Here is a 21210-nt window from a genome sequence, read left to right as displayed (position 1 = left end):
CGTTTCTACCTCAGTTTCAGGGTGGCAAGGCCGAACAGAACCAGAATCACGGTGATAATCCAGAAACGGACAATCACCCGCGGCTCAGGCCAGCCCTTGAGTTCAAAGTGGTGGTGAATCGGCGCCATGCGGAATACTCGGCGCCCGGTCAATTTGAAGGAGGCAACCTGGATCACCACCGACAGGGTTTCCATCACGAACACACCGCCCATGATGAACAGGACGATTTCCTGGCGGACGATCACCGCGATGGTGCCCAGGGCCGCGCCCAGCGCCAGTGCGCCGACGTCGCCCATGAAGACTTGTGCGGGGTAGGTGTTGAACCACAGGAAGCCCAGGCCCGCACCGATCAACGCGCCGCAGAACACAATCAGTTCGCCTGCGCCCGGTACATACGGGATCAGCAGGTATTCAGCGAATTTCACGTTACCCGACAGGTAGCAGAAGATGCCGAGGGCGCCGCCCACCATCACCGTCGGCATGATCGCCAGGCCGTCGAGGCCGTCCGTCAGGTTGACCGCGTTGCTGGAGCCGACGATCACGAAGTAGGTCAGCACCACGAAGCCGACGCCCAGTGGAATGCTGGCGTCCTTGAGCATCGGGATGATCAGGGTGGTTTCCACCGCGCTTGGCGCAGTCATGAACAGGAAGATCGCCGCGCCGAGGCCGAACACCGACTGCCAGAAATACTTCCAGCGGCTAGGCAGCCCCTTGGAGTTCTTCTCGATCACCTTGCGGTAGTCATCTACCCAACCGATGGCGCCGAACAGCAGGGTCACCAGCAGCACGGTCCAGACATAACGGTTATGCAGGTCAGCCCACAGCAGCGTACTGATGCCGATGGACGACAGGATCAACGCACCGCCCATGGTCGGGGTGCCGGACTTGGACAGGTGCGACTGCGGGCCGTCGTTGCGCACCGACTGGCCGATTTGCAGGTTTTGCAGGGTACGGATCATCCATGGCCCGAGGAACAGCGACAACGACAGCGCGGTCAGCACACCCAGAATCCCGCGCAGGGTCAGGTACTGAAAGACCGCGAAGCCTTTGTGGAACTGTTGCAGATACTCAGCCAGCAGCAGCAGCATTAATGTTTCTCCGTACTTGAGCCACACAAGGCCGCGACGACGTTTTCCATCACCGCGCTGCGCGATCCCTTGATCAAAATAGTGGTGTGTTTGTCTTGTTCAGCCGCACTCAGTGCCTGGATCAGTTCGGCCTGGCTGGCGAAATGCCTGGCGCCCGGCCCGAAGGTGTCCACGGCGTGCAGCATGTTCGGGCCAACGGCGTACAGGGCATCGACCTTGCCGGCGGCGTACGCGCCGACTTCACGGTGAGACTGTTCGGCCCACTCGCCCAGCTCGGCGATATCCCCCAGCACCAGCACCTTGCGACCGTCGAAGCTGGTCAGCAGGTCGATGGCGGCACAGATCGAGGACTGGTTGGCGTTGTAGGTGTCATCAATCACGCGCATGCCGTTGCTGGCCAGTTGCGCGACGGTACGGCCCTTGACCGGTTGCACGGCGCCAAGGCCGGTGGCGATGCCAAACAACGACACGCCCAGCACGTGGGCGGCGGCGGCGGCAGCCAGGGCATTGGCGACGTTGTGGTTGCCCAGCAGGTTCAGTTGTACGTGCTCGTCACCTTGCGGGGTATGCAGGGTGAAGGACGGGCAGCCACGGGCGTCGGCCTTGATATTCGAGGCATGGAAATCGGCAGCGGCGTTGTGCACCGCGAAGCTCAACACCTTGCGACCGGCGGCACGGACACGCCAGGTTTCGAAGGCCTTGTCATCGAGGTTCAGCACGGCAGTGCCGGATGCGTCGAGGCCTTCGATGATTTCGCCCTTGGCTTCTACGATCTTTTCAGGGCCGCCAAACTCGCCGACGTGGGCAGTACCGGCGTTGCTGATCACCGCGACATGAGGCTTGGTCATGGCCACGGTGTAGGCGATTTCGCCGATGCGCGAAGCACCCAGCTCAATGACGGCCGCCGTGTGTTCCGGGGCCAGTTCGAGCAGGGTCAGCGGAGCGCCGAAGTCATTGTTCAGGTTGCCACGGGTCGCCAGGACCGGGCCGCGCGTGCGCAGGATGCCGGCCAGCAGTTCCTTGACCGTGGTCTTGCCGCTGGAACCGGTGATCGCCGCAACAGGCTTGGTGAAGGCGGCACGGTTCAGCGCCCCCAGTTGGCCGAGGGCCAGGCGGGTGTCGGCGACCAGCAATTGTGGCAGCGTCGAGTCAGCGACTTCGCGCTGCACCAGAGCGCCGACAGCGCCTTTGGCAGCGACGTCATTGAGGTAGTCATGGCCATCGAAACTCGGGCCGGCCAAGGCGACAAACAGTTGCCCGGGCTTGATCGTCCGGCTGTCGATGCTGACGCCATCAAAGCTGCAATCAGCCGACAGCACGCGGGCCGACAAGGCCTGGGTCAGTTCGCTGAATTTAAGCGGCTTAAGCATGGGCCACCTCCCACGCGGTCAGGGCGTGATCAGCCTCGACCAGATCGGAGAAGGCGTGGCGTTCGCCGTTGATTTCCTGATAGTCCTCGTGACCTTTACCGGCCAGCACCACCACGTCGTCAGCACTTGCGCCGGCGATCAATTGGGCGATGGCTGCACCGCGACCGGCAACGAACGTCGCCTTGGACGCATCTTTAAAGCCGACACGAATGTCATCGAAAATCTGGCTTGGGTCTTCGCTGCGCGGGTTGTCGTCAGTGACGAGCACACCGTCGGCCAGTCGCTCGACGATTTCCGCCATCAACGGGCGCTTGCCGCGATCGCGGTCACCGCCACAGCCGAACAGGCACAGCAACTTGCCCTTGGCGTGGGGACGCAGGGCCTGCAGGATTTTTTCCAGGGCGTCCGGCGTGTGGGCGTAATCGACCACCACCAGCGGCTGGGTGCCGCCGCCGAGGCGTTGCATGCGACCGGCCGGGCCTTCCAGCTTCGGCAACACCCGCAGGATTTCGTCGAGGGCGTAATCCAGGCCAAGCAAGGCACCGACGGCGGCCAATACGTTGCTCAGGTTGAAACGCCCGAGCAAGGTGCTGCGCAAATGGTGCTCGCCCTGTGGCGTAACCAGCGTGGCGCGCACGCCTTCGTCATCAAAGGTGGCTTCACGGCAATACAGGTAGGCGCTGGAGTCTTCCAGGCTGTAGCTGATCAGGCGACCGTCGCCTTGGGCGGCGGCCAGTTGGCGACCGAATTCGTCGTCCAGGTTGACCACCCGGCACTTCAGGTCATTCCAGGCAAACAGCCGGGCCTTGGTGGCGGCGTAGGCCTCCATGGTCCCGTGGTAATCCAGGTGATCGCGGGACAGGTTGGTCATCACCGCCACGTCGAACGCCAGGGCAGTCACGCGCCCCTGGTCCAGACCGTGGGACGAGACTTCCATGGCAACCGCCTTGGCACCGGCCTTTTTCAGGTCGGCCAGGGTCGCTTGCACGGCAATCGGGTTAGGCGTGGTGTGCAGCCCGCTTTGCAGCGCTCCGTAGAAACCGGTGCCCAGGGTGCCCACGATGCCGCAATGCTGACCCAGCAGGTCAAGCGCCTGGGCGACCAGTTGGGTCACGCTGGTCTTGCCGTTGGTACCGGTCACGCCCACCAGGTTCAGGGTGCGGCTCGGGTCGCCATAAAAGCGCCCGGCGATGTCCGACAATTGCGCAGCCAGGCCCTTGACCGGAATCAAAGGCACGTCGGTGATCGGCAGCACGGTGGCGCCTTCCACTTCATAGGCCACTGCCGCAGCGCCGCGTTGCAGCGCGTCGGCGATATGGTCACGGCCGTCGAACTTGCCACCCGGCACTGCCAGGAACAGGTCGCCGGCACGCACATTACGGCTGTCCAGGGTCAACTCGCGAATCAGCAGATCGCGGCCGGCGTGGGCAAAAATCTTGTTCAGGCTCAGAGACATCAGCCGCGCCCTCCATTGGCTTTTACAGCAGCGGCCGGCGGGCCGGCGTTCGCTTGTTGGGTAGCCGGCAGGTTGTCCGGCGTGATGTTCATCAGGCGCAACGTCCCGGACATCACCTTGCTGAACACCGGCGCCGATACCAGGCCACCGAAGTAACCGGCTTTGCTCGGCTCATCGATCACCACTACGATGGCGTAGCGCGGATCGCTCATCGGGCCGAAGCCTGCGAACAGCGAGCGGTACGAGTTTTCGGCGTAGCCCTTGGTACCCACGGCGGTTTTACGCGCGGTACCGGACTTGCCTGCCACGTGATACGCCGGCACCTGGGCACGGAACACGCCACGCGGTGCTTCGATCACTTGTTGCAGCATGCCTTGCATGGTCTTGGCGACGTTTTCCGGGATCACCTGGGTCGCAGGCGGTGCCTCGTCCAGGTGGATCAGGCTCAGCGGCACCATGCGGCCGTTGTTGGCCAGCACCGAGAAGGCATGGGCCAGCTGGATGGCTGTCACCGACAGGCCATAACCGTAGGAAAGCGTGGCAGTCTCGGCTTTTTTCCAGTCACGGTAGTTCGGCAGGTTACCCACACGTTCGCCCGGGAAGTCCAGGCCGGTGGGTTGCCCCAGGCCGACTTTCTGCGCGAGGTGGTAGATGGCTTCGCCGCCGATATCGAAGGCGACTTTACTCATGCCCACGTTACTGGAGTTGATCAGGATACCTGTCAAATCCAGCACCGGACCTTCGGTGCGCGACACGTCACGAATGGTGTATTTGCCCAGCTGCAATGTGCCCGGGTAAACCTCGACCTTATCGGCCGGTTTCCAGCGCCCGGTTTCCAGGGCGGCACTCATGGAAATGGCTTTCATGGTCGAACCCGGCTCGAACACGTCGATCATGGCGCGGTTGCGCATCATCGCCGGTTGCAGGTTGCGACGGTTGTTGGGGTTGTAGGTCGGCTGGTTGACCATGGCGAGAATCTCGCCGGTCTTCACGTCCATGATCACCAGGCTGCCGGCTTTCGCACCGTTCTCGATGATCGCGTTACGCAGCTCACGGTTGGCCAGGTATTGCAGGCGCAGGTCAATCGACAACGCCAAGGGCTTACCGGCCTTGGCGTTTTTGGTGACCTGGACATCCTTGATCAGTCTGCCGCGCCGATCCTTGATGACCTGTCGTTTGCCGGGAACCCCGGCCAGCCATTCGTCGTAGGCGAGTTCCACGCCTTCGCGACCGTGATCATCAATGTCGGTGAAACCCACCATATGGGCGGTGGTTTCGCCGGCCGGGTAGAAACGCCGAAATTCCTCGATGCCGTAGACACCGGGGACTTTAAGGTCGAGTACTTGCTGGCCTTGTTCGGGGGTGAGCCCGCGAACCAGGTAGATGAATTCTTTATTGGCCTGGGCTTCGAGGCGTTCGCTCAGGGCTTTCGGGTCCTGGCCCAGGGCGGCAGCCAGTTCCGGCCATTTGTCCTTGGCGGTCTGCATTTCCTTGGCATTGGCCCACAGGGTGGTCACCGGGGTACTGACGGCCAGGGGCTCGCCGTTACGGTCGGTGATCAGGCCGCGGTGTGCAGGAATCGGGATATGCCGCAGGCTACGGGCATCGCCCTGGCCGATCAGGAAGTCACGGTCCACCACTTGCAGGTCGATAATCCGCCAGGCAATCGCGCCCACCATCAGTGCCAGCAACCCCAGCACTACGCGGAAACGCCACGGGTAGAGTGCGCCCTCGAGTTTCATCATGGCGCCACCATGCGAACTTCTGCAGCGCCCGGGATGTGCATCTTCAGTTGTTCAGTGGCCAGCACTTCGATGCGGCTGTGGGCCGTCCAGGTACTTTGCTCGAGGATCAACCGGCCCCACTCCGCCTGCGCCTTGTCGCGCACGCTCAATTCCCCGTACAGGGTATTGAGCAGTTGGCGGTTGTAATGGGCGCTGTAGGACACCGCAATCGCGGACACCAGCACGCCAACAAATAGCAGCAACATAAAGAAGCTGCCGCCCGGGAGGGGCTTGGCGAAAAGCTTGCTCACCGCAACTTCTCCGCAACGCGCATGACAGCGCTACGGGCACGTGGGTTGGCCTTGAGTTCGGCTTCGGAAGCGAACTGCGCTTTGCCATGGATTTTGATTTTCGGCACAAAAGCTTCGTAACGCACCGGCAGGTTGCGCGGCAGGTTGTCGGACTCGCCCTTGACCAGGCGACGCATGAACAATTTGACGATGCGGTCTTCCAGGGAGTGGAAGCTGATCACCACCAGGCGACCACCCACTTCCAGGGCTTCCAGGGCGGCTTCGAGGCCGGCTTCCAGGTCGCCCAATTCGTTGTTGACGTGAATACGCAGGCCCTGGAACGCACGGGTTGCCGGGTTCTTGCCCTTTTCCCATGCAGGGTTGGCGACTTTCAGCACTTCAGCCAGGTCGGCCGTGCGCTCGAACGGCTGGATTTCCCGGCGTTCGACCACGGCACGCGCCATGCGGCCAGCGAAGCGCTCTTCGCCGTATTCCTTGAACACGCGGGTGATTTCTTCGTGGGGAGCGGTAGCGATGAACTGCGCGGCGCTGATGCCACGGCTTGGGTCCATGCGCATGTCCAGCGGGCCGTCGTTCATGAAACTGAAGCCGCGCTCAGGGTCGTCCAGCTGTGGGGAAGACACGCCCAGGTCCAGCAGAACCCCGGCCACCTTGCCCGCCATGCCACGTTCGGCGACTTCTGCACCGAGCTCGGCAAAGCTGCGCTGCACAACGACAAAGCGGCCGTCTTCGGCCGCTAGCGCTTGCCCGGTGGCAATCGCTTGAGGGTCTTTGTCGAACCCGAGGAGCTTACCGTCCGGACCCAGCTGGCTGAGGATCAGCCGACTGTGCCCGCCCCTGCCGAAGGTGCCATCCAAATAGCAGCCATCCGCGCGTACGGCGAGAGCCTCAACGGCTTCGTCAAGCAGTACGGTGATGTGGTTAAAGCCGCTATCAATAGTCACAGGATCAAATCACGCAGTTCATCAGGCATGGCGCCCGGTTGTTGAATAGCAGCCAGGTCAGCTGCAGAAACAGCATCCCAGGCATCTTCGTCCCACAATTGGAACTTGTTCAGTTGGCCTACCAGCATCGCGCGCTTGTCCAATTTGGCGTATTCGCGCAGACGCGGTGGAACCAGGAAACGACCACTGCCATCGAGTTCGAGGTCGACGGCATTACCAATCAGCAAGCGTTGCAGGCGGCGGTTCTCTTCACGCAGTGAAGGCAGTGCACGCAACTTGGTTTCAATCAGCTCCCACTCATCGAGCGGGTACACACATAAACAGGGATCAACGGCATCGATGGTGATGATTAATTGCCCGGAACTTCGCGAAATGAGCTCGTCACGATACCGGCTCGGCATGGCGAGACGGCCTTTTGCATCGAGACTGATAGCGTTAGCTCCGCGAAACACAGATGCGTTTCTCCAAATTTTAGCGTTTTACGTTCAAAAAACCCACTTTGTGCCACTTTCCGCCACTTGCGCACACTATAGGAATGCGCCCACCACACCGTCAAGGCGCGGATTCAAGGAAAAGCCTTACAGAACGGAGATTTAGGAAGGTAAAGGGAGGAGAAACGAGAGTTTGACGGCGATTTTGACTCAACAACACCAAATAGCTCAAAGAGCTAAGGCTTAAAGTTAAAGTAATTTATTAAGAGTAAGATTTTTTCGGTATTACGAAGACGCATCTGCTGACGATTCAGCAGGGAGGGATTCTCGCGTTACTACCAGGTTCCTGCCCGAGATTCGGACAGAAGGAAAAAAGGTGGAGAGTCGATCTGTAAGCCGGGTTCTGTCTTGAACAGTCATTCGTCTACGATGGCCATCACTGGACATCTTTAGCAACCTACCCGGTCCCAGCGCGGGCCACGCCTTGGGACCCTATTTGGTCTTGCTCCAAGTGGGGTTTACCTAGCCACGAACTGTTGCCAGTCGTGCGGTGCGCTCTTACCGCACCTTTTCACCCTTACCGGTACCGAAGTACTTAGGCGGTTATTTTCTGTGGCACTTTCCGTAGGCTCACGCCTCCCAGGCATTACCTGGCACTTCGCCCTATGGAGCCCGGACTTTCCTCCCCCCTCTAATTTTCATAGAAGGCAGCGACTGTCCAATCGACTCTCCGCCGCGCAGGTTAACGGCACGGCGGCGTTAGAACAAGTATTAAAAGACACTAATGCCATCATGTTCAGACGGAGTGCAGGTTAGAACCCGGAACTATTCGCCCTTTTGTTTATCCAGCGCCACTTGATACAGGACGTTCTTGCGTACGCCGGTTATTTCCGCGGCCAATGCAGCGGCGCGCTTCAATGGCATCTCCTTGAGCAGCAGGTCAAGAATGCGCATTGCCTCGCTGCCCACGGCATCTTCGCTTTCCGGCGCCGACCAGCCGGCTACCAGCACCACGCACTCGCCGCGCTGCTGATTGCTGTCGCCCTCGACAAATTCGCGCAGTTCCTGCAGCGGCAAGCCCTTGAGGGTTTCGAAGGTCTTGGTGATTTCCCGCGCCAGCAGTGCCAGGCGATCGCCGCCGAACACCAGCTCCATATCCTGCAGGCACTCAAGGATGCGGTGCGGGGCTTCGTAGAAGATCAGCGTGCGTGGCTCTTCCTTTACCAGTTCCAGGCGCGCCCGGCGCCCGACGGCCTTGGCAGGCAGGAAGCCTTCGAAGATAAACCGGTCCGACGGCAAGCCGGCAGCAGACAATGCAGCAATCAGCGCGCACGCTCCCGGAACAGGCACTACATTGATACCAGCCGCCCGCGCCTGGCGAACCAGATGATAGCCAGGGTCGGAAATCAGCGGCGTACCCGCATCCGAGATCAACGCCACGTCATCACCCGCCAACAAACGAGTGATAAAACGACTGCCTTCTTCACGCTCGTTGTGTTCGTGACAGGCGGCCAAGGGGGTCGGAATACCGAAATGCTGCATCAACCGCTGGGAGTGCCGAGTGTCTTCAGCCGCGATCAGTTTTACGTCGCGCAACACTTTCAGCGCACGCGCACTGATGTCGTCCAGGTTGCCAATGGGCGTCGCCACGACAAAAAGCGAGCCTGCAGTGGAATTCAAAGGACCTGGAGCAGTCAAAACGCACACCTCGATGGTTGGCAAAAGCCACATTGTAGCGCGTAGACGCCTTGAATATATGCCCTCGGGGCGGGTTCGATTTCAGCCGCCTATTGGGTCCTGCAACATTTACACGACCTAAATAGACGGTTTCACGCCAGTAACATCGCGCCCCGGCCAGTGCTTGGGTACAATTCCACGCTAATTTGATCGGTATCAGGAACACTTACATGATCGCTTGCCTGCGGCTGTTCTCTGCCCTCTGCCTCGCTGCCCTGTTGGCGGCTTGCGCCAGCTCGCCCTCGTCCAGCCTTGGCGACCTCCCCCGGACTCCGGATGCCAGCATCGAGCAACTGCTCGAACAGGCGACTTCTTCCAAGACTCCGGAAAAAGCCGCGCTGTTGCGCTTGAGTGCGGCTGACCTGGCGTTCCACCAAAACAATCCGGGACGCTCGGCGCAGATTCTTGCCCAGGTGCCACTGGACGTCCTGAAACCGGCGGCGCAGGTATTTGCCAGCACCCTGTCGGCTGAACTGGCGATGGCCCGCAACCAGCCCAAGGCAGCGTTGACGGCCTTGAATCACCCGAGCCTGCAAAGCCTCAAGGAACTGCCGCCTGAACAGCAGATCCGCACGGGCACCGTGCATGCCCGCGCCTATGAGGCCGACGGCCAGACCCTGGCCGCCGCCCGCGAGCGCGTCGCCATGGCCCCGCTGCTGACGGGCGATGCCTACAACAGCAACCACGAAGCCATCTGGGCACTGATTGCCGCCTTGCCTGCCGATCAGCTGCAAGCCAGCGGCAACCCGACGCTGGACGGCTGGATCAGCCTGGCCCAGGCAGTCAAGGGCGCCGGCACTCTGGAGCAACAGCAGGCGGCCATCGACACCTGGCGCGCCCAGAACCCTGGCCACCCGGCAGCCTCGCAATTGCCGCAGCCGCTGACCAAGCTCAAGGAGCTGGCCAGCCAGCCGCTGAACAAGATCGCCCTGCTGCTGCCGCAGGAAGGTCCGCTGGCCGGCGTTGCCAAGGCGCTGCGCGAAGGCTTCATGGCCGCGCACTACCAGGCTGAACAAGCCGGGCAGAAGCCGCCGGTGATCGAGTTCTACGACAGCTCGCGCCTGACCTCCATCGACGACTTCTACGCCAAGGCCCAGGCCTCCGGCGTGCAACTGGTGGTCGGCCCGTTGGAGAAACCGCTGGTCAAGCAACTCAGCGCACGCCCGCAATTGCCGATCACCACCCTGGCCCTGAACTACAGCGAAGCCGACCAGAACCCGGCGCAACTGTTCCAGTTTGGCCTGGCCGCTGAAGACGAAGCACGTGAAGTGTCCCGTCGTGCTCGCGCCGATGGCCTGCACCGCGCCGCCGCCATGGTGCCGAAAGGCGAATGGGGCGAGCGCGTCTACAAGGCATTCCGTCAGGATTGGGAAGCCAATGGCGGCACCGTGGTGGGCGTCGAGTACGTTGACCAGCCGGTAGCCCTGGCCCAGCAGATTGCCGACCTGTTCCAGCTGCGCAAGAGCGAAGGCCGCGCCAAGAGCCTGCAAAGCACGGTAGGTTCGGATGTTTCCGCCCAGCCATCGCGCCGCCAGGACATCGAGTTCATCTTCCTGGCCGTGACTCCGCAACTGGCCCAGCAGATCAAGCCGACCCTGAACTTCCAATACGCTGGCGACGTGCCGGTGTATGCGACGTCCCACGTGTTCAGCGCCAGTGGCGACAAGAACCAGTACCTGGACATGACCAACGTGATGTTCTGCGAAACCCCTTGGCTGCTGAACACCACCGACCCGCTGCGCAACCAGGTCGCCGCCCAATGGCCACAAGCCAACGGCAGCCTTGGCCGCCTGTACGCGATGGGTGTGGATGCCTACCGCCTGGCGCCGCGCCTGGGGCAGCTCAAGGCACTGCCGGACACTCGTGTCGACGGCCTGTCGGGCAACCTGGGTGTCAGCGCCAATCAGCGTGTCGACCGCCAGATGCCATGGGCGAAGTTCGTCGGTGGCGAGATCCAGCGCCTGCCTGATACCCCGCGCTGATGCCCGAGCGGTCAAGCGCACAAAGCGGCAAGGACGCCGAACTTCAAGCTCTCGAGTACCTGCAACAACAAGGTCTGCGCCTCCTGGCGCAGAACTGGTTATGCAAACGCGGCGAGCTTGATCTGGTCATGCTTGACGGCGATACAGTAGTATTTGTCGAAGTCCGCTACAGAAAACACGCACAATGGGGTGGCGCGCTCGCCAGTATCGACGGGCGCAAGCGCCAGAAGTTGATACTCGCCGCGCAGTTTTTCCTGCTCAAGGAGCGTCGCTGGGCCGATCATCCCTGCCGTTTCGATGTGGTTGCCATAGAAAGCACTCCCCGGGGAACAGCCGATCTGAACTGGCTGCAAGATGCCTTTGACAGCTGATTCGCAGGACATCTACACCGCACACTTTTGCTCTTTGCTTTGCGGGCTGCACATTCCTGTGCCAAACAGCCGCGCTACTTAAGGTCACACAGATGGACATGCAATCCCGAATTCGCCAGCTTTTCCAGGCCAGTATCGATACCAAGCAACAGGCGATGGACGTACTTGCACCGCACATCGAGCAAGCCAGTCAGGTCATGGTCAACGCCTTGCTCAACGAAGGCAAAATGCTTTCGTGCGGCAACGGCGGTTCGGCCGGCGATGCCCAGCATTTCTCCTCCGAGCTGCTCAACCGCTTCGAGCGTGAGCGCCCGAGCCTGCCGGCCATCGCCCTGACCACCGACACCTCGACGATCACCTCGATCGCCAACGACTACAGCTACAACGAAATCTTCTCCAAACAGATTCGCGCCCTTGGCCAGCCGGGGGACGTCCTGCTGGCGATCTCCACCAGCGGTAACTCGGCGAATATTATTCAAGCGATCCAGGCCGCACATGATCGTGAAATGATTGTCGTAGCATTGACCGGACGCGACGGCGGCGGCATGGCCTCGCTGCTGTTGCCCGAAGACGTGGAAATCCGCGTCCCGGCCAATGTCACCGCACGTATCCAGGAAGTCCACCTGCTGGCGATCCACTGCCTGTGCGATCTGATCGACAGCCAACTGTTCGGGAGTGAAGAATGACCGTTAAACGCCTTAGCCTATTGGCAATCACGCTGTGCCTAGGCATCAGCGGCTGCAGCTCGGTAATCGAAGCGAGCCGCGACACGCCCATCCAGGACGATAAAGGCACCCGCACTTTCGGCAGCAAAATCGATGACTCACTGATCGAGACCAAGGTTTCCGTCAACGTGTCCAAGGCCGCTCCAGACCTGGGCAACGGCGCGTCGCGCATCGTGGTCGTCAGCTTCAACGGCGTGGTGCTGCTCACCGGCCAAACCCCGCGTGCCGACTTGAAGGCCCAGGCTGAACAAGCTGCCGCCACTGTGCAGCGGGTCAAGAAAGTTCACAACGAACTGCAGGTGATGGACCCGATCACCCTGCTGGCAATCAGCAACGACGCCCTGCTGACCACCAAGATCAAGACCCAGATGCTGACCGACAGCGCCATTCCCGGCTCTCGGATCAAGATCGTCACCGACAACGGCATCGTCTACATGATGGGCCTGCTGACCCAGGCAGAAGCCACCCGCGCCGCCAACTTGGTACAAAGTGTGTCCGGCGTACAGAAGATCGTGAAGCTGTTCGAATACATCGACTGATTTATCGTCAGCCACAAAAAAGGGCGCCGTGCATGGATTGCACGGCGCCCTTTTTATTGACTACAGGTTACTGGTACTGCTGGTACGGGTTGCCCTGGAACTGGTTGTTCTGCTGCGGCGCCTGTTGCTGCTGGGCGGCCGGCTGACCGTACTGCTGGCCAGGGATCGGGCCCAGGTTGACCTCCACACGACGGTTCTGGGCACGGCCATTGACGTCGGCGTTGCTGGCGATCGGGTTATCCGGGCCGGCACCGCGGGCACTCAGGTTGGTCGGGCTGACACCTTGGGAGGTCAGGTAATTGGCCACGCTCTGCGCACGACGCTGGGACAGGTCCATGTTGAGCTGGCGGCTGCCGGTGCTGTCGGTGTAGCCAACGATCTGGATGGTGTTCTGGTTGAACTGCTTCAGCGAGTTCGCCAAGTTGTTCAGCGGCGTGTAGAAGCTGCTGGAGATCGCATCCGAGTTGGTGGCGAAGGTGATGTTACCCGGCATGATCAGCTTGATCTGGTCGCCCTGGCGCTGCACTTCGACACCGGTGTTGGCCATGCTGGCACGCAGTTTCTTTTCCTGCTGGTCGGCGTAGTAACCGTAGCCCGCACCACCGATACCGGCGACGGCAGCGCCGATCAGCGCACCCTTGCCGCGGTTGTTGTGGTCGATGGCTGCACCCGCCAACGCACCAGCCAGGGCGCCCAGGCCACCATACTTGGCGGTATTGCTCACACCGGAAGAGCCACCACCCTGTGCCTGGCTGCCGTCATAAGGATTAGGTGAAGCGCAGCCCGACAACAGGGCTACGGCAGTAGCAACAACAAGCAGACGACGAGAAGTGAACATGAAGGAAGCTCCTACTTTTGCATTCGGTGATGCAGAGGACATTGGCATTGGACCTGTGCCGAGCTTGGAACACGACAAACGGTAAAAATTCCATCTCCACACAAGCCCGGCCACACTCAAACCCTAGCAGAGACTTCCTGAACGGTAATTGTCATTTTCTCTATATGTTTCGTCTGATAGTTGCCACTTGGTATCCGAAAAACTACCCACATTTTCCTTCACGCGCGGACAAACGGATTCTCACGCATTTCATCTCCCAGGCGCGTATCCGGACCGTGCCCTGTCACCACCACCGCCGCTTCATCCAGAGTGTAGAGCCGTTGCTTGATCGAGCGCACGATGATCGCCTGGTCACCGCCCCACAAATCCGTACGGCCCACGCCGCGCCGAAACAGGGTATCGCCGGCAATCAGCAACTTCGCATCGGCGAACCAGAAACTCATCGAGCCGGGTGTGTGTCCAGGTGTATGCAAGGCAACCCCGCAACCACAGGCCAGCTCTTCTTCATCCTCCAGCCAACGATCCGGCGACGGCACTGGCGTGTAAGGCACGCGGAACATCTGGCACTGCATTTCCAGGTTGTCCCACAGAAACTGGTCTTCCTTGTGCAGGTGCAGGGTAGCGCCGGTTTTTTCCTTCAACTGCCCGGAGGCCAGGAAGTGATCGAGATGAGCGTGGGTGTGAATAATGCTGACCACTTTCAGGCCCAGCGCATCGAGGCGCGCCAGGATCAGCTCATGGTTGCCGCCCGGGTCGACGACGATGGCTTTTTTGGTGACGGGGTCGCCGATGATCGTGCAGTTGCACTGCAACGGGCCTACCGGGAACGTTTCGCGGATCAGCGCGGGAGACTGAATATTCATGGGTATTCCTGCAAATTCAAAGGCACACTCTTTTGTACTGCATTCTGGCGCACAGTATGTTCGACCCTGCACCCGATCCGAAAGCGCTCGCGAGCGCACGGCTGTCAAACCCGGCAACTGCTAAGCTACTCTGGCGCCAGTCATACAACGCGCAACGTATAGCGCATGGAGTGGGACTTATGGCGACCCTCAGCCCATTGATCATCTGCGAACACTGCGATTGCGTGTACGAAAAAGTCACGCTCGCCAAACATCAGAAGACCCTTTGCACCCGCTGCGCAGGTGTACTCCAGCGTTATAACGGGCTGTCGGTGGAACAACGCCTGGCCCTGACCCTGACCGCCACCGTGCTGTGGATTTTCGCCAACTTCTACCCGGTGATGAGCATCAGCCTGCAAGGCCTGAAAAGCAGCGCCACGTTATGGGATTCGGTGGTCGCACTGGCCCAGGGCCCGATCACCTTCATCGCGCTGGTGGCGGCGATTTCCATCATCATCGCGCCGGTGTTCCAGTTGCTGCTGTTGATCTGGGTGCTGGGCTTTGCGATGAAGGGCCAACGCTCGCCGGCGTTCAAGCTGTGCATGCGCTGGCTCGAAGCGCTTCGGCCCTGGAGCATGCTCGAAGTCTGCCTGCTGGGCGCCATGGTGGCGGTGTTCAAACTCGCCGGCATGCTGGATGTATTGCCCGGCACCGGCCTGTTTGCCCTGGCCGCCCTCAGCCTGTTGCTGATCCGCATTGCCGGGCGTGATATTCGCGACCTGTGGGACATCTTATGAGCCGTCCACCGACCGCCAGCGAGCTGAACCTGTGCCTGTGCCACAGCTGCGGCCAGGCTTGCGACGTCAGCACCGCGCCCGACGAATGCGAGCGTTGCGGCGCGCCGCTGCACCGGCGCAAGGTCCATTCGCTGACCCGTACCTGGGCCTATATGCTGACGGCGCTGGCGTTTTACGTGCCCGCCAACTTACTGCCGGTGATGAACACCTCGATGCTCGGCTCAGGCGCCGACAGCACCATCATGAGCGGCGTGCTGGAGTTCTGGCAGCACGGCGCCTGGGACATCGCCCTGATCATTTTCATCGCCAGCATCGCGGTGCCGGGTATCAAGTTCGTCGCATTGACGTTGCTGCTGGTCACTGTGCAGCGCAATAACCAGTGGGCGCGCAAGGAGCGCTCGAAGCTGTTTCGCTTCGTCGAAGTGATTGGCTACTGGTCGATGCTGGATGTGATCGTGGTGGCCTTGGTGGCCGCCCTGGTGCGGTTCCAGGCCCTGGGCACCATCGAGCCGCGCCTGGGCATTCTGTTCTTTGGCCTGGTGGTGGTTTTCACCATGCTCTCGGCCATGAGTTTCGACCCGCGCCTGATCTGGGAAAACCCACACAACGAGGAGATGCCGGATGGCGTCGCAAACCACTGACAAACCGCAGCCTGCGGGCTCGCCTGCGATCAAGACGCGGCGCTTCAGCGTCTCGCTGGTGTGGATCGTGCCGATTGTCGCGGTGCTGGTGGGCATTTCGCTGGTGGTGCACAGCATCCTTCAGCAAGGGCCGAGCATTACCATTACCTTCAAGACCGGCAGCGGCCTGACCGCCAACAAGACCGACGTGAAATACCGCAACGTGGTGATCGGCCAGGTGACTGACGTGGAGTTGAGCGACGATCAGAAAAGCGTCAACGCCACGATCAAACTGTCCAAACAGGCTGAAAGCTTCACCCGTGAAGACTCGCAGTTCTGGGTGGTGCGCCCACGTATCGGCGCCGGTGGCGTTTCCGGTATCGACACGCTGCTCTCCGGGGATTACATCGGCGCCGATATCGGCCAGTCCGATACCCGCGCCAACCGGTTCACCGGCCTGGAAAACCCGCCGCCCATTACCTATGGCGAACCGGGCAAGCGCTTCACGCTGCACACCCAGGACCTGGGTTCGCTGGATATCGGCTCCCCCGTGTACTACCGCAAGATTCCCGTTGGCCAGGTGGTGGCCTATGCCCTGGACGCTGACGGCAAGGGCGTGAACATCGACGTGTTCGTGCATGCACCCAATGACGCCTACGTCACCGAGAACACCCGGTTCTGGAACGCCAGCGGGATTGATGTGAGTGTCGGCGCCAACGGGTTTGCGCTGAAAACCGAATCCTTGTCGTCCATGCTGGTGGGCGGCATCGCCTTCCTCGCCCCGCCCTACAGCCCCAACGACAAGCCGGCCGACGAAGAACACTCCTATGAACTGTTCGCCGACCAGCAAACCGCGCTGGCCCCGCCCAATGGCAAGGCGCAATACCTGAACCTGCGGTTCGACCAGGCCTTGCGCGGGCTTACGGTGGGTGCGCCAGTGGAGTTCCTGGGTATCGAATTCGGCAAAGTGGTGTCGATCAACCTGGATTTCGACGAGAAAAAACGCAGCTTCCCGGTCAACGTCGGCATCGTGATCTACCCGCAGCGCCTCGGCGAAGCCAACACCAAAATGCTCACGGTCTTGAAGCATGACCCCAACGACGAAGCCGGCGGTGTGCGCCTGATGGGCAGCTTCATCGAACACGGCCTGCGCGCCCAGGCCCGCAGCGGCAACCTGCTCACTGGCCAGCTCTATATCGCCCTGGACTTCTTCCCCAAGGCCGACAAAGTCGTGTTTGACCCGAACCTGCGCCCCGTCAGTATTCCGACCATCCCCGGCAACCTGGAACAACTGCAGGAAAAACTCGAAGGCATCGTCAACAAGATCAACCAGCTGCCGATCGAGCGAATTGCCGGCAACCTCGACGGCAGCCTGGTGGAACTGCGCAAGGGTCTCGGCCAGTTCAACGCCAAGACACTGCCGGGGGTGCAAAACACGCTGGCCGACGTGAGTAAAACCCTGCAATCCGCCAGTTCGACCCTGGCCGAGGATTCGCCGCAACGGGAACAGTTGACCCAGACCCTGGACGAACTGAGCCGCATGTCGCGCTCCCTGCGAGAGCTGTCGGACTACCTGGCACGCCATCCCGAATCACTGATTCGCGGTCGCCCCGACAACGCCGCGCCCTCCGACCTGCAAGGGCCACCGCGCAAATGACCACAGGAGCAACCACCATGGCTTTGCCGCTGAAGATCACGCTGCTCACCGGGTTGCTGCTGCTGACGGCGTGCCGCAGTGAGCCCATTCAATTTCATACCCTGACGCCGGTGCAGCGCAGCAATGCGTCATTGGCCGCGGGGGGCGAGATCCGGATTGAAAGCATCACGGTCCCGCCACAGGTCGACAGGCCACAGATTGTCATCCGCCAGGGTGACAGCGGCGTGGCCATTCTCGAGACGCAATGGTGGGCTGCCAGCCTGGTGGATGAGTTGCGCAGCGCGCTGGTGGATCAACTCGCCAGCAGCCGGAAAAACCTGGCGGTGCGCATTGAGGTCCAGCGCTTTGACTCGATCCCCGGGCAGTACGCCCTGCTCGACGTCAAATGGCGGCTTCGCCAGACGGGCACGGACGAACGCACGCCGCTGACGTGTCGCACGGTGGTGCAGTCGCCATCCGGCCCGACCATTGATGACCTGGTGATCGCGCAGCAAAACAACGTCAAGCGGTTTGCCGCGCTGCTCAGCCAGGCCGCCGACAAGTCATCGAGTGAGTGCCCCGCCGTGCGGTAAACATTGATCCAGGGGATCGAGCCATGCGCACATTCTGGAAGTGGTATCAGCAACTGCTGGAGAATGACTTCAGCACCCAGGTCTTCGACAATGTGAAGAACCTGCTGGTATGCGCGCTGTTGTTTGCTGCGGGCACCAACGCACTGGCCGGGAAACATGAGCTGTTCCTCGGCATCCTGGCGTCAAGCGTGGCCGGGTGGGGCTTGATCGTGGTCTCAAGCTTGCTGATGGTGCTGAATGTGAGCGATGGCATCCGCCGGCTCGCCAAGCTGCGTTATCACCTGGTCCTTCAGCTGCTGCTTATCCTGATCTATGTACTGGTGGCAGCCCGCGTGGTGGAAATCGTCTGGGGCTTTCGATCCCATTGATCCAGGTTTCTACCCCAGCAATCCCATCTCCTGCGCCCGCGCCACCGCCTGTGTGCGCCGCTCCACCCCGAGCTTGCTGTTGATATGGCTGGCGTGGGTTTTCACGGTGTGCAGGGAGATAAACAGCTGATTGCTGATCTCCTGGTTTGAACAACCCTGTGCGATCAGGTGCAGCACCGCCAGTTCACGGGTGCTCAGGGTCTCCAGTGTGTGTGGGGTTTCAACTACTGCAACATCCGGCAAGAGTGCCAGCAGGCCCTGGTTCAACAGTCCATGGGGATCCCGAGACAGCTGCTCCCGCGTCCACTCGGGATAGCGTTCCAACAGGCGCTGGAAAGGTTGCATCGCGCCACCGGCAGCCGCTTCAAGCGCGCGGGCAAACACCGGGCGGGCCTGGGCTTCCTGGCCACCGTCCAGCAGTAACAGTGCCTGCTGGGTCAGCGCCATCAGGCTGATCATCTGCCGGCCGCTGTTATGGGCCTGGCGTGCCAGTTCGTCGAGCCGTTGCAGTGAAGCCGCCGGCTGATGACGGATGGCGTCGAGTGCCGCCTGTTGCAACTCGATATGTTGCGGCAGGTGCGGGTGGAACTCCGGTGCGGCAGCGGCCTGTTCACCGTTGTAGGTTTGCCCCAGCCGCGTCAGCCAGGCATCGGCCAGGTCGGTGCGCCCCTGAGCCAGCCATAGCTCGCATTTGACCAGGGTGATCATCGCCAGATAGAAAATCGGCGGCACGTCCCAGATATGCATCAAGCGCTCGGCCTCGGCCAATTCGGCAAAGGCCACGGAGAAGTCGCCACGGCGACCTTCGAAGCTGGCGATCACACAGTGGCCGATCAACACGCTGATATCCCGACAGGCTCGCGCCTCCGTCAATCCGGCACGCAGCCGAGCGAGCCCGGCTTCAGGCTGGCAGCGCATCAGCAGCAAATAGCCTTCGTACAACGCCAGGCGCGCGCGCACTGCGTACAGCCGTTGCGGCGCCAGGCCTTGCAAACGTTGCAGGCCCTGGCGCACTTCATCCAGCGACCGCAGGATCTCGCCACGGGCCTGCAGTACACGCGCTCGGTCGTAATGGGCCAGCGCTTCGAACAATGGATTGCCGACCCGCTGCGCCAACTCCAGGGATTCGCGGTTCAGGCCGCGGGCGCGCCACAGGTCGGCGTCGACAATGGCCAGGTTGGACAGGGTCGACAGGCACATCAACCGCTGGCCATAGCGTTTGTGCGGCAGGCTTTCCAGAGCCTCGCTGCAATACGACTGGGTCAGCTCACGATCACCACGGCCCCGGGCAATAATCCCGCTGAGGGCCAGCCATTGCGCCAGCATCGACTTTTGCGCGGTGGCCGACGGGGCCGGTAAAAAACGGCTGAGGTGGCTGGCCAGTTCCTGCGCCGCATCCAGCTGGCAGGCCAGGCCCAACGCCCAGCTGTAGAGCACGATCAGGCGTGGCGTACTCATCAGCAAACTGTCGGGCAAGTCCATTTTCCAGCGCAGCAGCATGCCGACATTCTGCTCCGCCAGCAGTTGCTCTTCGGACAGGTTCTGCACCAGGTTTGCCGCCACATCCAGGTGACCCGCACGCAGCGCCTGCTCCACTGCCTCGTCGATCAAGCCCTGGGCATTGAACCAGCGGCAGGCCCGCAGGTGCAGGCTGGCTGCCGGCAACACGGCATTGCTCGCGCGCCGGGTGCGCAGCAGGTCGGAAAACAGATGGTGATAACGGTACCAATGGCCCTGCTCGTCCAGCGGCACCAGGAATACCTGGTGGGCTTGCAGGTAGCGCAGGATTTCCGTGCTGTCGTGGGCCTCGCGCACGGCGTCGCACAGCTCGCTGCAAAAGCGCTCCTGGGACGCGGTGTCGTAGAGGAACGCCTGGACTTCCGAGGGCAGGCAGTCGATGACCTCTTCGAGCAGGTAATCGCGGATCAGCCCTTCCCCGCCGTGCAAACCCTGGGGCAGCGTACCTTCGCTGCCGGCCTCGGAAGCCGCCAGCAGCCAGAAACGCAGGCCGGCCACCCAGCCTTCGCTGCGCCGGATCAGGTTATCCAGGGCTTCACCACGCAATGAACTGCTGTGGCGATCCAGCAGGGCCAGGGATTCGCCATGAGTCAGGCGCAGGTCCTGCTCGTGCAGTTCCAGCAAATGCCGGGACAGGCGCAGGCGGGCCAGGTGCCAGTCGGGACGCTGGCGGCTGGTGACCAGCACCAGCAGGCCGTCGGGCAGATGATTGAGGAAAAATTGCAGGCAGCGGTCGAGTACCGGGCCCTGGGCCAGATGGTAGTCATCCAGCACCAGCAACAGCGGCGCCTGGGTCGACAGGTGCACCGTCAGCTCATCCAGCAGGCCGTCGAGCCATTCTTCAAAGGCGAAGGGTTGGTGACGCTGGCGCATTTTCAGCAGGCCCAGGGATTGGGCGCCCAACTGCGGGAAGTATTGCTGCAAGCCGTCGAGCAGGCGTTCAAGGAAACGTCCCGGGTCATTATCGCGAGGACTGAGCCCCAGCCACAGGCTTTGCCAGTGGGCCGGCAGGCTCTGGCAGAACTCCACCGCCAGCGAACTCTTGCCGAACCCGGCCGGGGCGCTGACCAGCAACAGACGCCCGGCCAAACCTTCACTCAGCCGTTCGCACAGGCGCGGTCGCAACACATAGCCGTCAGGCAGTGGGGGTCGATAGAAGCGCCCTTCCAGGGTCGGAATCACCGCGCTGGCAGGCCCTTGAATTCGGGACAGATCAGTCATCGCCGGGCTCTTGTAGAAGGCTGTTGTCGGCATTGCAGATGTCCGCAGACTAGCGGTAAAAGCGGCAGCTTTGTAGATCTTTGCAACATTTGTCTGAAA

At 61.3% G+C, this 21210-nt stretch carries 20 protein-coding genes and 1 other RNA gene; 9 read left to right on the top strand and 12 right to left on the bottom strand.

The window, feature by feature from the left end; all coding sequences use genetic code 11:
• Positions 1 to 5: 5 nt before the first annotated feature.
• The 9 genes from mraY to rsmI form a co-directional block, all read right to left on the bottom strand.
• Positions 6 to 1088 (bottom strand): phospho-N-acetylmuramoyl-pentapeptide-transferase, encoded by a 1083-nt coding sequence (gene mraY, locus HX869_RS12420; RefSeq protein ID WP_008434230.1) that lies wholly within the window; start codon positions 1086 to 1088, stop codon positions 6 to 8.
• Positions 1088 to 2458 (bottom strand): UDP-N-acetylmuramoyl-tripeptide--D-alanyl-D-alanine ligase, encoded by a 1371-nt coding sequence (gene murF / locus HX869_RS12415; protein WP_177008739.1) that lies wholly within the window; start codon positions 2456 to 2458, stop codon positions 1088 to 1090. The genes mraY and murF overlap by 1 nt, the downstream gene beginning before the upstream one ends.
• Positions 2451 to 3914, bottom strand: a complete 1464-nt coding sequence (locus tag HX869_RS12410) for a UDP-N-acetylmuramoyl-L-alanyl-D-glutamate--2,6-diaminopimelate ligase (protein WP_003216207.1) — start codon at positions 3912 to 3914, stop codon at positions 2451 to 2453. Before HX869_RS12410 ends, murF begins: the two co-directional genes overlap by 8 nt.
• Entirely contained in the window at positions 3914 to 5656 is a 1743-nt protein-coding gene (locus tag HX869_RS12405) for a penicillin-binding protein 2 (protein WP_166742205.1), read from the bottom strand. The genes HX869_RS12410 and HX869_RS12405 overlap by 1 nt, the downstream gene beginning before the upstream one ends.
• Entirely contained in the window at positions 5656 to 5949 is a 294-nt protein-coding gene (ftsL, locus tag HX869_RS12400; RefSeq protein ID WP_003216203.1) for a cell division protein FtsL, read from the bottom strand. Before ftsL ends, HX869_RS12405 begins: the two co-directional genes overlap by 1 nt.
• Positions 5946 to 6893, bottom strand: coding sequence for a 16S rRNA (cytosine(1402)-N(4))-methyltransferase RsmH (rsmH, locus tag HX869_RS12395; protein WP_003216201.1), 948 nt, complete (start codon positions 6891 to 6893; stop codon positions 5946 to 5948). The genes ftsL and rsmH overlap by 4 nt, the downstream gene beginning before the upstream one ends.
• Positions 6890 to 7345 carry a division/cell wall cluster transcriptional repressor MraZ gene (gene mraZ / locus HX869_RS12390; RefSeq protein ID WP_003171868.1) on the bottom strand — a complete coding sequence of 152 codons (456 nt, stop codon included), beginning with the start codon at positions 7343 to 7345 and terminating at the stop codon, positions 6890 to 6892. Before mraZ ends, rsmH begins: the two co-directional genes overlap by 4 nt.
• A 355-nt stretch (positions 7346 to 7700) precedes the next feature.
• An RNA gene (gene rnpB, locus HX869_RS12385) (RNase P RNA component class A) lies at positions 7701 to 8054 on the bottom strand.
• 95 nt (positions 8055 to 8149) lie between these two features.
• Positions 8150 to 9055, bottom strand: a complete 906-nt coding sequence (gene rsmI, locus HX869_RS12380) for a 16S rRNA (cytidine(1402)-2'-O)-methyltransferase (RefSeq protein WP_161635740.1) — start codon at positions 9053 to 9055, stop codon at positions 8150 to 8152.
• A 176-nt stretch (positions 9056 to 9231) separates the two neighbouring features.
• Between rsmI and HX869_RS12375 the strand changes: the two genes are divergently transcribed.
• The 4 genes from HX869_RS12375 to HX869_RS12360 all read left to right on the top strand — a co-directional run bounded on the left by HX869_RS12375 (position 9232) and on the right by HX869_RS12360 (position 12678).
• Complete coding sequence (locus HX869_RS12375) at positions 9232 to 11043, top strand: penicillin-binding protein activator (protein WP_178903140.1); 1812 nt, start codon at positions 9232 to 9234, stop codon at positions 11041 to 11043.
• The gene (locus HX869_RS12370) at positions 11043 to 11414 is read left to right on the top strand and encodes a YraN family protein (RefSeq protein WP_076014393.1); all 372 of its coding nucleotides are present in this window, start codon (positions 11043 to 11045) and stop codon (positions 11412 to 11414) included. The genes HX869_RS12375 and HX869_RS12370 overlap by 1 nt, the downstream gene beginning before the upstream one ends.
• A 92-nt stretch (positions 11415 to 11506) precedes the next feature.
• Positions 11507 to 12100 carry a phosphoheptose isomerase gene (locus HX869_RS12365; RefSeq protein ID WP_003216190.1) on the top strand — a complete coding sequence of 198 codons (594 nt, stop codon included), beginning with the start codon at positions 11507 to 11509 and terminating at the stop codon, positions 12098 to 12100.
• Entirely contained in the window at positions 12097 to 12678 is a 582-nt protein-coding gene (locus HX869_RS12360; RefSeq protein ID WP_003216188.1) for a BON domain-containing protein, read from the top strand. Before HX869_RS12365 ends, HX869_RS12360 begins: the two co-directional genes overlap by 4 nt.
• A 67-nt stretch (positions 12679 to 12745) precedes the next feature.
• Here the strand turns inward: HX869_RS12360 and HX869_RS12355 are convergent, their stop codons facing one another.
• Both HX869_RS12355 and HX869_RS12350 read right to left on the bottom strand, forming a co-directional pair.
• Positions 12746 to 13516: an OmpA family protein gene (locus tag HX869_RS12355; protein WP_032899265.1), complete on the bottom strand. Its 771-nt coding sequence runs from the start codon at positions 13514 to 13516 to the stop codon at positions 12746 to 12748.
• Between the two features lie 218 nt (positions 13517 to 13734).
• Positions 13735 to 14379, bottom strand: coding sequence for an MBL fold metallo-hydrolase (locus tag HX869_RS12350; RefSeq protein WP_178903139.1), 645 nt, complete (start codon positions 14377 to 14379; stop codon positions 13735 to 13737).
• A 179-nt stretch (positions 14380 to 14558) separates the two neighbouring features.
• On the opposite strand from HX869_RS12350, the gene HX869_RS12345 reads away from it, so the two are divergent.
• The 5 genes from HX869_RS12345 to HX869_RS12325 are packed head-to-tail and all read left to right on the top strand — an operon-like array spanning position 14559 to position 18372.
• Complete coding sequence (locus tag HX869_RS12345) at positions 14559 to 15155, top strand: paraquat-inducible protein A (protein ID WP_003216183.1); 597 nt, start codon at positions 14559 to 14561, stop codon at positions 15153 to 15155.
• Complete coding sequence (locus HX869_RS12340; RefSeq protein ID WP_003216181.1) at positions 15152 to 15796, top strand: paraquat-inducible protein A; 645 nt, start codon at positions 15152 to 15154, stop codon at positions 15794 to 15796. The genes HX869_RS12345 and HX869_RS12340 overlap by 4 nt, the downstream gene beginning before the upstream one ends.
• On the top strand, positions 15777 to 17432 hold the full coding sequence (locus HX869_RS12335) for an intermembrane transport protein PqiB (RefSeq protein WP_177020460.1): 1656 nt from the start codon (positions 15777 to 15779) through the stop codon (positions 17430 to 17432). Before HX869_RS12340 ends, HX869_RS12335 begins: the two co-directional genes overlap by 20 nt.
• Positions 17433 to 17449: 17 nt before the next feature.
• A complete protein-coding gene (locus HX869_RS12330; RefSeq protein ID WP_008434246.1) occupies positions 17450 to 18004 on the top strand; it encodes a membrane integrity-associated transporter subunit PqiC in 555 nt (184 codons plus the stop codon).
• 23 nt (positions 18005 to 18027) lie between these two features.
• Positions 18028 to 18372 carry a hypothetical protein gene (locus HX869_RS12325; RefSeq protein ID WP_003216175.1) on the top strand — a complete coding sequence of 115 codons (345 nt, stop codon included), beginning with the start codon at positions 18028 to 18030 and terminating at the stop codon, positions 18370 to 18372.
• A 9-nt stretch (positions 18373 to 18381) separates the two neighbouring features.
• Here the strand turns inward: HX869_RS12325 and HX869_RS12320 are convergent, their stop codons facing one another.
• Positions 18382 to 21111: a LuxR C-terminal-related transcriptional regulator gene (locus HX869_RS12320; protein ID WP_177040262.1), complete on the bottom strand. Its 2730-nt coding sequence runs from the start codon at positions 21109 to 21111 to the stop codon at positions 18382 to 18384.
• Positions 21112 to 21210 lie beyond the last annotated feature (99 nt).

The organism is Pseudomonas sp. P7779, assembly GCF_013386315.1.
Classification (GTDB): Bacteria; Pseudomonadota; Gammaproteobacteria; order Pseudomonadales; family Pseudomonadaceae; genus Aquipseudomonas.
Note: the sequence above shows the minus strand (reverse complement) of the source record. Positions and strands in the feature narration are given on the sequence as shown.